At 70.2% G+C, this 14,484-nt stretch carries 13 protein-coding genes and 1 pseudogene; 10 read left to right on the plus strand and 4 right to left on the minus strand.

What is annotated here, in order from left to right; all coding sequences use genetic code 11:
• The first annotated feature begins 616 nt into the window (after positions 1-616).
• The 7 genes from I0C86_RS31460 (at position 617) to I0C86_RS31490 (ending at position 7,046) form a co-directional block, all read left to right on the plus strand.
• The gene (locus tag I0C86_RS31460) at positions 617-1,414 is read left to right on the plus strand and encodes a DUF2306 domain-containing protein (RefSeq protein WP_196204948.1); all 798 of its coding nucleotides are present in this window, start codon (positions 617-619) and stop codon (positions 1,412-1,414) included.
• 170 nt (positions 1,415-1,584) lie between these two features.
• Positions 1,585-2,673, plus strand: a complete 1,089-nt coding sequence (locus tag I0C86_RS31465) for an S-(hydroxymethyl)mycothiol dehydrogenase (RefSeq protein ID WP_196204949.1) — start codon at positions 1,585-1,587, stop codon at positions 2,671-2,673.
• A complete protein-coding gene (locus I0C86_RS31470) occupies positions 2,673-3,302 on the plus strand; it encodes an MBL fold metallo-hydrolase (RefSeq protein WP_196204950.1) in 630 nt (209 codons plus the stop codon). The genes I0C86_RS31465 and I0C86_RS31470 overlap by 1 nt, the downstream gene beginning before the upstream one ends.
• 227 nt (positions 3,303-3,529) lie before the next feature.
• Positions 3,530-4,450 carry an ABC transporter ATP-binding protein gene (locus tag I0C86_RS31475; protein ID WP_196204951.1) on the plus strand — a complete coding sequence of 307 codons (921 nt, stop codon included), beginning with the start codon at positions 3,530-3,532 and terminating at the stop codon, positions 4,448-4,450.
• On the plus strand, positions 4,447-5,223 hold the full coding sequence (locus tag I0C86_RS31480) for an ABC transporter permease (RefSeq protein ID WP_196204952.1): 777 nt from the start codon (positions 4,447-4,449) through the stop codon (positions 5,221-5,223). Before I0C86_RS31475 ends, I0C86_RS31480 begins: the two co-directional genes overlap by 4 nt.
• A gap of 63 nt (positions 5,224-5,286) precedes the next feature.
• Positions 5,287-6,417 carry a sensor histidine kinase gene (locus I0C86_RS45215; RefSeq protein WP_196204953.1) on the plus strand — a complete coding sequence of 377 codons (1,131 nt, stop codon included), beginning with the start codon at positions 5,287-5,289 and terminating at the stop codon, positions 6,415-6,417.
• Positions 6,414-7,046: a response regulator gene (locus I0C86_RS31490; protein ID WP_456319974.1), complete on the plus strand. Its 633-nt coding sequence runs from the start codon at positions 6,414-6,416 to the stop codon at positions 7,044-7,046. The genes I0C86_RS45215 and I0C86_RS31490 overlap by 4 nt, the downstream gene beginning before the upstream one ends.
• Positions 7,047-7,052: 6 nt before the next feature.
• Here I0C86_RS31490 and I0C86_RS31495 read toward each other — a convergent pair whose 3' ends face one another.
• The 3 genes from I0C86_RS31495 to I0C86_RS31505 form a co-directional block, all read right to left on the minus strand.
• Positions 7,053-8,339 (minus strand): ArsB/NhaD family transporter, encoded by a 1,287-nt coding sequence (locus I0C86_RS31495; protein WP_196204954.1) that lies wholly within the window; start codon positions 8,337-8,339, stop codon positions 7,053-7,055.
• Positions 8,340-8,409: 70 nt separating this feature from the next.
• Entirely contained in the window at positions 8,410-8,868 is a 459-nt protein-coding gene (locus I0C86_RS31500; RefSeq protein WP_196204955.1) for a CBS domain-containing protein, read from the minus strand.
• A 210-nt stretch (positions 8,869-9,078) separates the two neighbouring features.
• Positions 9,079-9,351, minus strand: coding sequence for a hypothetical protein (locus I0C86_RS31505; RefSeq protein WP_196204956.1), 273 nt, complete (start codon positions 9,349-9,351; stop codon positions 9,079-9,081).
• A 283-nt stretch (positions 9,352-9,634) separates the two neighbouring features.
• On the opposite strand from I0C86_RS31505, the gene I0C86_RS31510 reads away from it, so the two are divergent.
• Positions 9,635-10,663 (plus strand): sensor histidine kinase, encoded by a 1,029-nt coding sequence (locus I0C86_RS31510; RefSeq protein WP_196204957.1) that lies wholly within the window; start codon positions 9,635-9,637, stop codon positions 10,661-10,663.
• Positions 10,664-10,674: 11 nt separating this feature from the next.
• Entirely contained in the window at positions 10,675-11,325 is a 651-nt protein-coding gene (locus I0C86_RS31515) for a response regulator transcription factor (protein WP_323373967.1), read from the plus strand.
• 61 nt (positions 11,326-11,386) lie between these two features.
• Here the strand turns inward: I0C86_RS31515 and I0C86_RS31520 are convergent, their stop codons facing one another.
• Positions 11,387-13,222, minus strand: coding sequence for a copper resistance CopC/CopD family protein (locus tag I0C86_RS31520; RefSeq protein WP_323373968.1), 1,836 nt, complete (start codon positions 13,220-13,222; stop codon positions 11,387-11,389).
• A 106-nt stretch (positions 13,223-13,328) separates the two neighbouring features.
• Between I0C86_RS31520 and I0C86_RS31525 the strand changes: the two are divergent.
• Positions 13,329-14,484 (plus strand): annotated as a pseudogene (locus tag I0C86_RS31525) (S9 family peptidase); the annotation flags it as partial.

The raw sequence follows: 14,484 nt of genomic DNA on the forward strand, positions 1-14,484 counted from the left end.
CCCGCGATACCGAGCGCGGTCTTACGGATCGGAGTCTCGGTGATGGCCGGTAGCCACTTCTTGACGGTAGTCATGATGGTTGCCTTCCATTCCGGGGGTAAGACGGACCGCGAACCACGCGACGCGCGGGGGGCGCACGCCACCGTCAACGGCTCGTCAGAAAGGAAACAGCGGGAGAACCGCTGCGCGCCCGGGCGATCAGCACCACTGTGCGTGCTCCAGGCGTACGGGGGATGTAACCGTGGTCGGCGGCCCAGGATTCCCGGTGGCCAGCGAACCGGCCACTTGATCATGGCCGGACAACCGGCGAACCGGACCTCGGGACCGAACCGGCCTCGACCCGACAGACAACCCATCCCCGCGACCGGTGGTGACCTGCCCGAGGGGGGCGCTGCTGTGGTCGTCGCAGGGTATAACCGTGGCCGCCCGCCGGGTGTTCCGCCAACCGGGCCGCCCGCTAAGTCGATCATCACCGGATCCGGACACCGGCCCCGCACCACTCACCGGCGCAGACGGAGCCGCACGGATCCGGTCAGCGGTCGGTGCGTAACCGGTCAGACGTCGCAGCGAGGCTCGATCGGACCGAAAGTCCACGCGATCCTGACTGGGGAACGACATGACCCATTCGACGAGCGGGGCCGCGCCGGCGGCCGTGTCCGGGTACTCCGATCCGCCCGCTTCAGCGGTCCCGCCGACCGGCCAGCCACCGAAACGAGCCGTGAGCTGGTGGCGGCGACCGTGGGTGCTGCCCCTGGCAGTGATCGCCGTCGCCTTCGTCGCCTTCTCGCTGCCTCCGTACCTGTCGTTCGACCCGGCCACGTCGAGGGTCCCGGAACCGGGGTATCGGGTGCACTATCCGTTTCTGGTGGCGCACGTGCTGTTCGGCTCGGTCGCGCTGCTCAGCTGTGGATTCCAGGTGTGGCCGTGGTTCCGGCAGCGGTACCCCGCCGCACACCGCAGGATCGGTCGGCTGTACGTCTTCGGCGGCGTCCTGCCCGCCGGGGTCACCGGCGTGGTGATCGGGGCGATCAGTCCGTTCGGTCCGGCGGTCCGGGTGAGCAACGTGCTGCTGGCGCTGCTCTGGCTGGTCTGCACCATCACCGGGTACCGGATGGCCCGGCAACGGCGGTTCGTCGACCATCGGCGCTGGATGATCCGTAGCTTCGCGCTCACCGCCTCGATCATCACCAACCGCATCTACGGCGCGATAACTGCCGTCGTTCTCTGGCCGCAGCTCGCCACCACCTTCGGCGGTGACGAGGACGAACTGACGCGTACGATCGCCACCATCGGCGCCTGGTCCGGCTGGGTCGTCGCGCTGCTCGTGGCGGAGTGGTGGCTGGAGCGTGGCGACATGGCCCGACGGCGAGCGGCCGCGCAGCGCGTCGACCGGCCTGTCCGCACCCACCGGTGAGCTGCGAGACTTCCTGGTGCCCTCGGCCCGGTGCGCCGCCGCGACCGGCCGCGGGGCGGCGCCCCGCCGCCGGAACTACCGTCGATCGAGACGGCGGATCAGCCCGGTCGTCGGGCGGGACGGCCGTGACATGCTACGACGGATCGGGACCGAGATCTTGAGGAGGCAGCGTGAGCCAGGAAGTGCGCGGGGTCATCGCCCGGGGCAAGGGTGCGCCGGTCGAGATGGCCACCATCGTCGTACCGGATCCGGGTCCGGGTGAGGCCGTGGTGCGGGTGCAGGCCTGCGGCGTCTGCCACACCGACCTGCACTACCGCGAGGGCGGTATCAACGACGACTTTCCGTTCCTGCTCGGGCACGAGGCCGCCGGGATCGTGGAGCAGGTCGGCGCCGGGGTGACCGACGTCGAGCCGGGCGACTTCGTGGTGCTCAACTGGCGGGCGGTCTGCGGAACCTGCCGGGCCTGTCGACGCGGCAAGCCGTGGTACTGCTTCGCCACCCACAACGCGACGCAGAAGATGACGCTGACCGACGGCACCGAACTCTCCCCGGCGCTCGGCATCGGCGCGTTCGTGGAGAAGACGCTCGTACACGCCGGGCAGTGCACCAAGGTGGACCCGGCGGCCCGTCCGGCCGCCGTCGGCCTGCTGGGCTGCGGTGTGATGGCCGGGCTCGGCGCGGCGGTGAACACCGGTGGGGTGACCCGGGGCGACTCGGTCGCGGTCATCGGCTGCGGCGGCGTCGGTGACGGCGCGGTGGCCGGCGCGGCGCTGGCCGGAGCGACGACGATCATCGCGGTGGACACCGACCCCCGCAAGCTGGAGTGGGCCCGGGGATTCGGGGCGACGCACACCGTGAACGCCCGGGAGACCGACCCGGTCGAGGCGATCCGGGAGCTGACCGGAGGCTTCGGCGCCGATGTGGTGATCGAGGCGGTCGGCCGACCGGAGACCTGGAAGCAGGCCTTCTACGCCCGCGACCTCGCCGGCACCGTCGTCCTGGTCGGGGTGCCCACCCCGGAGATGAAGGTTCCCGACCTGCCGCTGATCGACGTCTTCGGCCGGGGCGGTGCCCTCAAGTCGAGCTGGTACGGCGACTGCCTGCCGAGCCGCGACTTCCCGATGCTGACCTCGCTCTACCTCCAGGGTCGGCTGGACCTGGACGCCTTCGTCACCGAGGAGATCGCGCTCGACCAGGTGGAGGACGCGTTCGGCAAGATGCATCACGGCGACGTGCTGCGGTCGGTGGTGATCTTCTGATGGCGGCCCGGATCGACCACGCGGTCACCTCCGGCACCTTCTCGCTCGACGGTCAGACCTTCGAGGTGGACAACAACGTCTGGGTGGTCGGCGACGACGACGAGTGCGTGGTGATCGACGCGCCGCACGACGTGGAGGCGATCGTGGCGGCGGTCGGCGGACGACGGGTGCTGGCCATCCTGGCGACGCACGCGCACGACGACCACGTACGGGTGGCACCGGCACTGGCCGACGTCACCGGTGCCCAGGTGTGGCTGCACCCCGCCGACCGGGTGCTGTGGGACATGGTGCACCCGGACGTGGCACCGGGTGCGGAACTGCGGGACGGGCAGACGATCGAGGTGGCCGGCGTCGCGCTCCGCGTACTCCACACCCCCGGACACAGCCCGGGGGCCTGCTCGTTCCACGCGCCCGAACTCGGCGCGGTCTTCACCGGTGACACCCTGTTCCAGGGCGGGCCCGGCGCCACCGGCCGCTCGTTCAGCGACTTCGGCACCATCGTCGGCTCCATCCGGCAGCGCCTGCTGAGCCTGCCGGCGGAGACGGTGGTGCACACCGGGCACGGCGCGAGCACCACGATCGGGGACGAGGCGCCGCACCTGGACGAGTGGCTTGCCCGAGGCCACTGACCCCGAGGCGTCGCCGCACCAGGTCCCCGTTCGCCATCCGGGCGCGATGGCGAACGGCCCGACCGGGACGGGGTCGCCGAACGCCCGGCCGGACCCTCCTCCCGGCCCGATCGGGTGCGCGGTCGTTCCGCCGACGCCGACGCCGTCCCGCCGGCTGACAATTGTCATGGTCAGGTCGTGACGGGCGGGCCGGTGCGGCGGGGCCGGCGTTACGCAGCATTACCCGTATGCCGACAACCACTCCCGCGGTCGAACTGACCGGTCTCACCAAGAGGTACGGCGCGGTGACCGCCGTCGACGGGCTCAGCCTGCGTATCGAAGCCGGCGAGGTGGTGGCCTTCCTCGGCCCGAACGGGGCCGGCAAGACCACCACCCTCGACATGCTCCTCGGACTGGCCCGGCCCAGCACCGGCAGTGTCCGGGTCTACGGCGATACGCCGACGGATGCGGTCGCCCTCGGCCGGATCGCGGCCGTGATGCAGAGCGGCGGCCTGTTGAAGGACATGACCGTCGCCGAAACCGTCCGGATGACCGCCAACCTCTACCCGCACGCCCGGCCGGTCGCCGAGGTGCTCGACCGGGCCGGCATCACCGACATCGCCGGCCGGCGGGTGGCCAAGTGCTCCGGTGGACAGCAGCAGCGGCTGCGCTTCGCGATGGCCCTGTTGCCCGATCCGGACCTGATGGTGCTGGACGAGCCGACGACCGGGATGGACGTCGAGGGACGGCGCGACTTCTGGACGGCGATCCGCCGGGACGCCCGGGCCGGCCGGACCGTGCTCTTCGCCACCCACTACCTGGAGGAGGCGGACGCGTACGCCGACCGGATCGTGCTGATCCGGCAGGGGCGGATCGTCGCCGACGGCACCACCGCGGAGGTCAAGAACCTGGCCGCCGGCCGGCTGGTCCGGGCGACCCTGCCCGGCGCGGACCAGGTCTCGCTGGCCGGACTGCCCGGTGTCGAATCGGTCGAGGTACGCGGGGACACCGTCCTCGTGCAGGCCGCCGACTCCGACGAGGTGGCCCGGTACCTGCTGAACCACACCTCGGCACGGGACCTGGAGATCACTTCTCGCAATCTCGAGGACGCCTTCCTCGCCCTGACCACCGGTACGGCCGCAGACGAACTTCAGGGGAGCACCCGATGACCACGACCGTCATGCCCCGACAACGCCCCGCGATGGGCGGGTTCAACGTGCCGAACCTGCTGCTGGAGATCCGCAGGGTGCTGCGCAACCGCCGTACCCTGTTTTTCATCCTGGTCATGCCGGCGGTGTTCTTCCTGCTCTTCGGCCTGCCCAACAAGGGACAGTCGTTGGACAACGGCGCCCCGGTGACCGGCTACATCATGATCAGCCTCGCCGTGTACGGCGCGATGGTCGCCACCACCAGCGGCGGCGGGATGGTCGCGGTCGAGCGGGCGCAGGGCTGGAGCCGGCAGCTCCGGTTGACCCCGCTACGCCCCGCCGCGTACGTCGCCACCAAGGTGCTCACCGCGATGACGCTCGGACTGCTGGCGGTGCTGGTCGAGTTCGTGGTCGGCGCGGTCTGCGGGGTCAGCATGCCGGCCCACGTCTGGCTGCTCTCCGGACTGGCGGCCTGGCTCGGGTCGTTGGTCTTCGCCGCGTTCGGTCTCTTCGTCGGCTACCTCGCCCCGGCCGAGAACGTGATGCAGTTCCTCGGTCCGATCCTGGCCATCCTGGCGATGTTCGGCGGGCTCTTCGTACCGCTGGAGGTGCTGCCGGAGGTCATGCAGCAGATCGCCAGGTTCACCCCGGTGTACGGCGTGGGCGAACTCGCCCGCAGCCCGCTCACCGGCACCGGTGCCACCGCCGGCGCGGTCGCGAACGTGGTGCTCTGGACCGTGGCCTTCGGCTTCGGCGCGGCCCGGCTGTTCCGCCGGGACACCCAGCGGGTGTGACCGGGTTGTGGGTCGGGCGCGTCGGGGCGGGCCGCCAGGGGTGGGCCGGTTAGCGTGGCCGGTGTGACGGATCCGCGCCGAGGCGTCCGCTTCGGTTCCAGGTTCGGCTGGCTGGTCGCCGTGGTGTGGCTGGTCTACCTCGGGGAGCCGCTGGGCACGATCTGGAAACATCCGTCCGGCCTGGCCCGGGACCTGGGGCTCGCCGCGATCGTGGTCTTCGGAGCCGGATATCTGGGCCTGTTCATCCGGCTCCGGGCGGCGATCTGGCGGCGTCGCCCGATCCCGCCCGGTCAGGCGGCGGCTGCGCTCGGCGGACTGTTCGCGGTCGGCACGCTCACCATTCCGTCGGCCGGCGAGGACTGGCTGGTCACCCTGGTCTACGTGTCGGCCTCCGCGGTGCTGATCCTGCCGACCCGACCCGCCCTCGGGCTGGTCGCCGTGCTGGCCGTCATCCCGGTGGCCGTGCCCCAGTTCGTTCCGACCTGGGAGCCGGAGTCCGGGGTGGCGTTCGCGGTGCTGCTCGCCGCGCTCGCGGTGTTCGCGTTCAGCCGACTGGTCGAACGGCAGAACCAGCTGCTCGACGCCCAGCAGGAGATCCACCGGCTGGCGGTCGCGGAGGAGCGGGCCCGGACCGCCCGGGACCTGCACGACATTCTCGGGCACTCGCTCACCGTCATCGCGGTCAAGGCGGAGCTGGCCGGCCGGCTGCTCGAGGTGGATCCGGGCCGAGCCGGTGCCGAGGTGGCGGACCTGGAGCGGCTGGCGCGGGAGGCGCTCGCCGATGTCCGGTCCACCGTCGGGGCGTACCGTGAGATCACCCTCAGCACCGAGTTGGCCAGCGCCCGCACGGCGCTGCGGGCGGCGGGCGTGGCGGCGGAGCTGCCGACCTCGGACGTCGAACTGCCTCCGGCGCGCAGCGAACTCTTCGGCTGGGCGGTCCGGGAAGGGGTGACCAACGTGGTACGGCACAGCGGTGCGCGACGCTGCGTCATCCGGGTCCGGCTCGACGAGGTCGAGGTGCTCGACGACGGCCGGGGGCCGCTGGTCGACGGGGCGGACGGGCCGCACCCCGGTCACGGCCTGCTCGGGCTGCGGGAGCGGGCGGAACAGCTGGGTGCCCGGGTCGTCGTCGGCCGTGGGCCGGGCGGACGCGGATTCCGGCTCCAGGTCAGCTTCGCCGGGAGGACGCCGTGACCGTGCCGATCCGGCTGTTGCTCGCCGACGACCAGGCCCTGGTCCGGGGTGCCCTGGCCGCGCTGCTCTCCCTCGAACCCGACCTGACGGTGGTGGCCGAGGTCGGTCGTGGTGACGAGGTGCTGGCGGCCGCCCGCCGGACCGGGCCGGACGTCGCGCTGCTCGACGTCGAGATGCCGGGCCTGGACGGGATCGCCGTCGCCGCCGCACTGCGGGCGGAACTGCCCGACTGCCGAGTGCTGGTGGTCACCACCTTCGGCCGTCCGGGCTATCTGCGCCGGGCGATGGAGGCCGGCGCGGGTGGCTTCGTGGTGAAGGACACCCCGGCGCGGCAGCTCGCGGACGCGGTCCGACGGGTGCACGCCGGCCTGCGGGTGGTCGACCCGACGCTGGCCGCGGAGACCCTGGCCAGTGGGCACAGCCCGCTGACCGAGCGGGAGACCGAGGTGCTCCGGGCGGCCCGCAGCGGGGAACCCGCCGGGGCACTCGCCCGAGCGTTGCACCTGTCCGAGGGGACCGTACGCAACCACCTTTCGGCGGCCATCGGCAAGACCGGGGCGCGGACCCGGGCCGAGGCCGTCCGGATCGCCGAGGAGAACGGTTGGCTCCTCGGCGATCCGGACGACTGACCGGGCTCACATGAAATAGCGCAGCCAGACGTACAGCCAGGCGATCACGGTGCTCAGGATCGTGACGACGATCCCGTACTTGGTGAACTGCCAGAACGAGATCCGGTGTCCCGTCCTGGCGGCGATGCCGATGGCCACCACGTTGGCGCTGGCGGCGACCGCGGTGCCGTTGCCACCGAAGTCCGCACCGAGCGCGAAGGCCCACCAGAGCGCCTGGCCGGTCCCCGGATCCGGTGCCTCGGCCACCAGCCCCTCGACCACCGGCGCCATCGTGGCGACGTACGGGATGTTGTCGAAGAAGGCGCCCAGGATCGCGGACCCGAACAGCAGCGCGGTCGCCGCGGCGAAGAAGTTGCCGTCGACCTGGTCGATCACCCACTCGCCGAACGTGGTGATCACCCCGGTGTGTACCAGCCCGGAGACCATCACGAACAGGCCCATGAAGAAGACCAGGGTGGGCCACTCGACCTCGTGGAGTACGTCGGAGACATCCATTTTGGAAACCAGCAGCATGGTTCCGGCGCCGACCATCGCTACCACGGACGGGTCGACGTGCAGCACGGAGTGCAGCCCGAAACCGACGACGACCAGGCCGAGCACGATCAGGCAGCGGACCAGCAGGCGTACGTCGGTGATCGCCCGCCGCTCCTGCAACGCCATCACGGCGGCCACGTGCTCCGGGTTGTACTGGAAGGATTTCCGGAACAGCACCCGGGTGAAGACCACGAAGACCGCGAAGATCACGACCACGATCGGGGCCATGTGCACGAGGAAGTCCCCGAAGGTCAGCCCGGCCCGGCTGCCGATGATGATGTTGGGTGGGTCGCCGATCAGCGTCGCGGCACCGCCGATGTTGGAGGCCAGCACCTCGGCGATGAGGTACGGCTGGGCCGGGATGTGCAGCCGGTTGCAGACCACCACGGTGACCGGTGCGACCAGCATGATCGTGGTGACGTTGTCGAGGAACGGCGACGCGATGGCAGTGATCACCATCAGCATCACCATCAGCCGGTACGGTCGCCCGGACGACTTCTTGGCGGCCCAGATCGCGAGGAAGTCGAAGACTCCGGTCTGCTTGATGACGCCAACGATGATCATCATGCCGAGCAGCAGGAAGATGACCTTCCAGTCGATCCCCTCGTGCTCGGAGAAGAAGACGTCCGCGCCGGGGGCGAGCCCGAGGACGGTCATCGCCGCCGCGGCGATCAGTACGACCTTGACCTTGTCCGCCTTCTCGGTGGCGATGAAGAAGAACGCCACGACGAAGATGACGAGCGCGATGACAGCGCTCAACGGACCGGCCCCGTCAGCTCGGCCGCGACGACGTGGATCCTGGCCGGGGTCGTCGTCGCCCCCGCCGGGCTCAGATGTCCGGGTCGAGGATGGCGAGCCTGGTCAGCAGCCGGTCCAGGGTGATCGCTCCGACGAGTACGCCGACCTGGTCGACGACCGCCACCAGCGGACTGCGCTGCCGGGACATCAGGGCGGCCACCTCCAGCAGGGTTCCGTCGAGGCCGACGGTGGTCACCCGGGCCGGCTCCCGGAGCAGGCAGTCGCCGACGGTGAGGTTGCCCAACTCCTGCCAGAAGATGTCGGCATGCGCCTCGTCGATGGCTCTGGCCAGGGCCGCGTCCTCCCGGTAGCTGCCGGGAACCGCCATCCGCAGCACCTGTGTGCCGGGAAGTACGTTCCTCGGACGTCCCCGCGCGTCGACCACGATCAGACCCGGTAGCCGGCTGAGCGCCATCAGTCGGACCGCTCGCGCGACGGAATCCTGGACGGTCACCGTCGGCACCGCCACGGCGATCTGACGTGCTTGCATGACACCATCCCCCGGGGCATGGGCCAGCCTCGGCCGGCACACTCGAATGATCCAACAATTGGCCCCCCACACGGCCGCTGCGACCCGACAGGCACTCCACGCTTTTGCGGCGCGGCGGTCGGACTCCGTACTCGGCTGTGCGACGTGGCGGTCGGACTCCGTAATCGGCTGTGCGACGCGGCGGTCGGACTCCGTAATCGGGTGCCGGGCTCATGCGGGTCCACCGATCAGGTCCGACAGCCGGCGTTCGAGATTGGCGAGCCGGTCGGCGACCGGGCTGCTGTGCAGGATCTCGGCGATCTGGTCGGCCTCGTCGTGCTCCAACCCGATGCGCTGGGCCGGTACGTCCGGATCGTCGGGTCCGTAGAGCAGGAGCGATCGCTGGTCGGCATGGTCCACCAGTACGGCGAACCGCTGGCCACCCCGGGTCAGGAAGTGGTGCACGACGCCGACGCCGGGGACGGTGGTCCTGGTGATGTCCACTGTGGCCTCGCTCGGGGTAGGGGCGGCGAGGGCGCCGATCCGACCTCGGGCCCGGTGTCGGGCTCGGGTTCGGAATCGGTCGCCGGTTCCGGTCTCGGTCTCGGGTCGGCCGCCGGTTCCGTTACCAAGAATCGGGGAAGTCGCAGCTCACGCCCATTGGGCGCGACACCCATCTGGCCCGAGGCGGAACATGCAGATTTCCGGACCGGACTGATGGGTGATCCGCCCCGGTGGGTGTTGGACCGGATGGACAAAACAGCCGCTCTCGGGCGAGGCTTGCGACATGACCGAGACCGATGACCAGGCAACCGACCCCCGACGCGGCGCCGCGCGGGCCTCGGGACCCCGGTCGTCGCCGACCCAGGCGCTGTTCCGTCGGCTGTTCGTGCTGAACGGCCTGGTCTTCACGGTCGGTACGCTCGTACTCGCGCTGTCTCCCGCCACCGTCTCGTCGCCGGTGCTGCTTGCCGAGATCCCGGTGCTGACCATCGGCCTGGCCCTGATCCTTGCGGTGAACGCGTTGTTGATCAGGACCAGCCTGGCGCCGCTGGAGGCACTCACCACGCTGATGCGCCGGGTGGACCTGCTGCGCAGCGGCGATCGTCTGGTCGACAGCGGTAACGGTGATCTCATCAACGTGATCGAGACCTTCAACGCGATGCTCGACCGACTGGAGGCGGAGCGCAGCGCGAGCAGTGCACACGCCCTCGCCGCACAGGAGGGCGAGCGGGAGCGCATCGCCCGGGAACTGCACGACGAGATCGGGCAGAGCCTCACCGTGGTGCTGCTGGGGCTGAAGCGCGCGGTGGACCGTGCACCGGAGGAACTCCGCGAGGAACTGCACGGCGTACAGGAGACGCTGCGCTCGAGCCTCGACGACGTGGGACGGGTCGCCCGCCGGCTCCGCCCCGACGTGCTGACCGATCTCGGCCTGCTCAGTGCACTGAACGCCCTGGCTACCGAGTTTTCGCAGGTCAGTGGGGTTCCGGTGCTGCGAAGATCGAAGCCGGACCTGCCCGTGCTCAGCGCGGAGAAGGAGCTGGTGATCTATAGGATCGCCCAGGAGAGCCTGACGAACGTCGCCCGGCACGCATCCGCCCGGAAGGTCGAGTTGTCGCTGTTGACCGAGGCCGGGACCGTGGTGCTGCGGGTCGCGGACGACGGCCTCGGCGGCGTACGCCAGGAGGGGGCGGGAATCCGAGGCATGCGGGAACGGGCACTGCTCATCGGAGCGCGGCTACACATCACCGCCGTTCCCGGAACGGGTACCGAAGTACGCCTGATCGTGCCGATGACGGCCGAGGGGAGTTGAGGACGGTGTCCGTGGCCAAGACCCGGATCCTGCTGGCGGACGACCACGCACTGGTCCGCAGGGGGCTGCGGCTGATTCTCGATGCCGAACCCGACCTGATGGTCGTGGCCGAGGCGGCCGACGGCGCCGACGCGGTGGACGCGGTGCGGAAGACGGAGCTGGACCTGGCGATCCTCGACATCGCGATGCCCCGGATGACCGGGCTCCAGGCGGCCCGCGAAATCGTCAGGCGTGCCCCCGGCGTACGGATTCTGATGCTCTCGATGCACGACAACGAGCAGTACTTCTTCGAGGCGCTCCGGGCCGGAGCGTCCGGTTACGTGCTCAAGTCGGTCGCCGACCGGGACCTTCTGGAGGCGTGCCGCGCGGCGATGCGCGGCGAACCCTTCCTCTATCCGGGCGCGATCACCGCACTGATCCGGGACTACCTGCACCGGGCCCGGCAGGGTGAGCGCCTTCCGGAGAGCATCCTGACGCCCCGCGAGGAGGAGATCATCAAGCTGATCGCCGAGGGGAACTCCGCGAAGGAGATCGCCGAAGAACTGGTGATCAGCGTCAAGACGGTCGACCGGCACCGTGCCAACATCCTGCAGAAGCTCGGCATGCGGGACCGGATCGACCTCACCCGCTACGCGATCCGAGCCGGCCTCGTCGAACCGTAGCGGTGTAAGGAAGGGCCCCTTCTTATCGTTTTCTGTATAGGAAGGGCCCCTTCTTAACACCTCAACCGCGCACCCGGACGACGGTACGCACGGTGGCCTGGTCGATGTCGGAGGTGCGTACGGTGAACTTCAGCTCCCAGTCCCCGGGGATCGGAAAATTCACCGCACCGACGGCGTGGTGAGGCTCGATGCCCAGCATCGGAACGGTCGTCGGCTCGACACCCTGCCCGGGAAGCGCGGTGGTCAGGCTCCACTCCACCACCGGCAGCGGCTTGCCATCCAGCGTGTAGACGTACGCGTGCACGGTGTTGTTCTCGCCGAGTTGCACCGGATAGATGTCGAACTGCAGGGTGTAGAGCGGAGAATTGAGTGTCTGCGCGAAGGTGTCCGAGGCGGCGGCACTGGCCTCGATCCCCGCGTTGCGACCCGGGGTGGTCTGCACCAGTACGGCGCTTGTGGCGAGCACCAGCAATCCGATCGCCACCTCCAGACCCACCATCCGACGCAACCGGGCCGTCGTCGGACCTGCTGCCGGATCCGTCGTCGGACCTGCTGCCGCCGGGGTTGCTGTCGGATCCGCTGCCGCCGGCGAAGGCGCCGGGGCCGTCACCGGGTCGACCGGGTCGGCTGCGGGTGCGGATACGGCTGAGGGTATGGGTGCGGACGGAGGTCGTCGGAGCAGTCGGCGGGCCTGGGCGGCGGCGCCGAGCAGCACCGCGAGCAGCGCCACCTTTGCCAGGACGAGCCGGCCGTAACCGGTGCCGACCAGCGCGACCAGCCCGCCGATTTCGATCACCGCCTGCACCACCCCGGCGGCGACGAGCCAGAGTACGGCGGTGGTCGCCCACCGGGACCACACCGGCAGAACCACGGCCAGCGCCCGAGGGTGGCCGGCCCGGAGCAGGAAGCTGAACAGGGTCACCAGGCCGCCGAGCCAGACCGACATGGCGGCGAGGTGTACGACACCCGCGATTCCACTGGCCATCGGGGTAGGCGAGGCCGCGGCATGACCGCTCATCGGCCAGGTCGCCAGGCCGGCAATCCCGAGCAGTGTCAGCAGAGTGGTTAACAGGGGACCCTTCCTATACAGAAAGCGATAAGAAGGGGCCCTTCCTTGCACCCCGGCTTGCAGGATCGGCGGGAGCATTACGGCGAGCAGCAGCAGGATGCCCAGCCGGGCGGCGAGGGTCAGCCCGAAGTCCGAGCCGAGGACCTGCCACAGTTCGGCGGCTGAGACGTCGAGCAGTCCGGCCCCGCTGGCGTAGGGGGCCTGGACCCAGAGTCCGGCCAGGGTGCTTGCCGCCACCAGTCCGAGTCCGGCGCGTACCAGTCGGATCGGATTGCGCCGGGACAGTCTGCGGGGCCAGAGCAGGGCCAGGAACAACGACGGGCCGATCAGCAGGACGAGTCCGGCGTAGCCGAGGTATCTGGTGACCGGTACGGCGATCCGGACGTCGGCCCGGACCGTCTCGTCGGCCGGCTCCGGAGCGGTGGCCGACTCGGCGCCGACCGCGAAGGTGAAACTACCGGCGACCGGGTGGCTGTCGGCGGAGATCACCCGGTAGCTCACCAGGTAACTGCCGAGTGGCCGGTCGGCGACCCGGATCGGAATCCGCAGGGTGGTGTCGCGGACCGAGGCGGTGCCGGTGTTGATCCGCTTGCCGTCCGGGGCGAGTACCTGGGCTCGACCCGGGACGAGGGACACCGGCTCGCTGAAGGTCACCGTGACCTCGGTGGGGGAGAAGCCCAGCACGGACTTCTGCTGCGGCACGGTGGAGACCACCGCGGCGTGTGCCGCCGCCGGGGGCGTCGGTCCGAGCACTACCGCCAGACCACCGAGCAGTACGGCGAGGGTCGCGAGCAGCACCACCGGTCCACCGGCCCGGGGCCGCCCCACCTGACAACGTTCCACTCCAAATAGATCGTTTCGCGAGGTCCAAAGGTTCAATCTGCCATCTGACTGAACGGAAACTTTGTTTACCGAGTGTGGTAGGAACTTGCCCGTGCTCCCGGATTCTGATGATGATTTTGGATGGCTTGAGGCGCTGTCCGGTGCCGATGCGACAGCCTGGGTACGGGCCCGGAACTCGGAGACGGTCGCCTCGCTGGCCGACGACCCCTCGTTCGCCCGGTTGACCACCGCGCTGCGCCAGGTGCTGGACTCGGCGGACCGGATGCCGATTGTGCATTGGGACGGCACGTATCTCTACAACCTCTGGAAGGACGGGGCCCATCCTCGGGGGCTGTGGCGGCGGACCACCCTCGAGGAGTACCGGCGGGCGGCTCCGCGCTGGCAGGTGCTGCTCGACGTGGACGCGCTGGCGGCTGCCGAGCGTGAGCCCTGGACCTGGCAGGGCGCGATCGTGGCACGTCCCGGGCACGATCGCTGCCTGGTCCGGCTGGCCCGGGGTGGCGCCGACGCGAGCGTGGTCCGGGAGTTCGACCTGACCCGCTGCGAGTTCGTCGCCGACGGGTTCGTCCTGCCCGAGGCCAAGAGCGACGTCGGTTGGATCGACGCCGACCACATCTACGTGGGCACCGACTTCGGCCCCGGATCGCTGACCGCCTCCGGCTATCCCCGGATCGTCAAGCGCTGGCGCCGGGGTACGCCGCTGTCCGAGGCCAGCGTCGTCCACCAGGGCAGGGACAACGACGTCGCCGTGTACGCGGTGCACGATCCCACCCCCGGCTTCGTCCGCGACTTCCTCGGCCGCCGGCTGGACTTCTTCCGGCGCGAGGAGTTCCTGCGTACGGTCGACGGCGAGTTGGTCCGGATCGACGTGCCGGAGGACGCCGAGACGGACGTACACCGGGAGTGGTTGCTCGTCGCGCTCCGCTCCGACTGGACCGTCGCCGATCGGACCTATCCCGCCGGTGCCGTCCTGGTCACCCGGCTCGACCGGTTCCTCGCCGGAGAGCGGAAGCTGACCGTCGTCTTCGAGCCGGGCGCGGAGACGGCACTGAGCCGGCACGCCTGGACCCGTAACCACCTGATTCTCAGCAGCCTGTCGGACGTGCGCGGCCGGATCGAGGTGCTCACACCGGACGAGGACGGTTGGCGGCGGGCGCCGCTTCTGGAGACTGTCGCGGCGGGAGATGCGGGAGCTGCGGGAGCTGCGGAACAGGCGGGAGCTGCGGAACAGGCGGGAGCTGCGGAAC

The organism is Plantactinospora alkalitolerans, assembly GCF_015690345.1.
Taxonomy (GTDB): Bacteria; Actinomycetota; Actinomycetes; order Mycobacteriales; family Micromonosporaceae; genus Plantactinospora; species Plantactinospora alkalitolerans.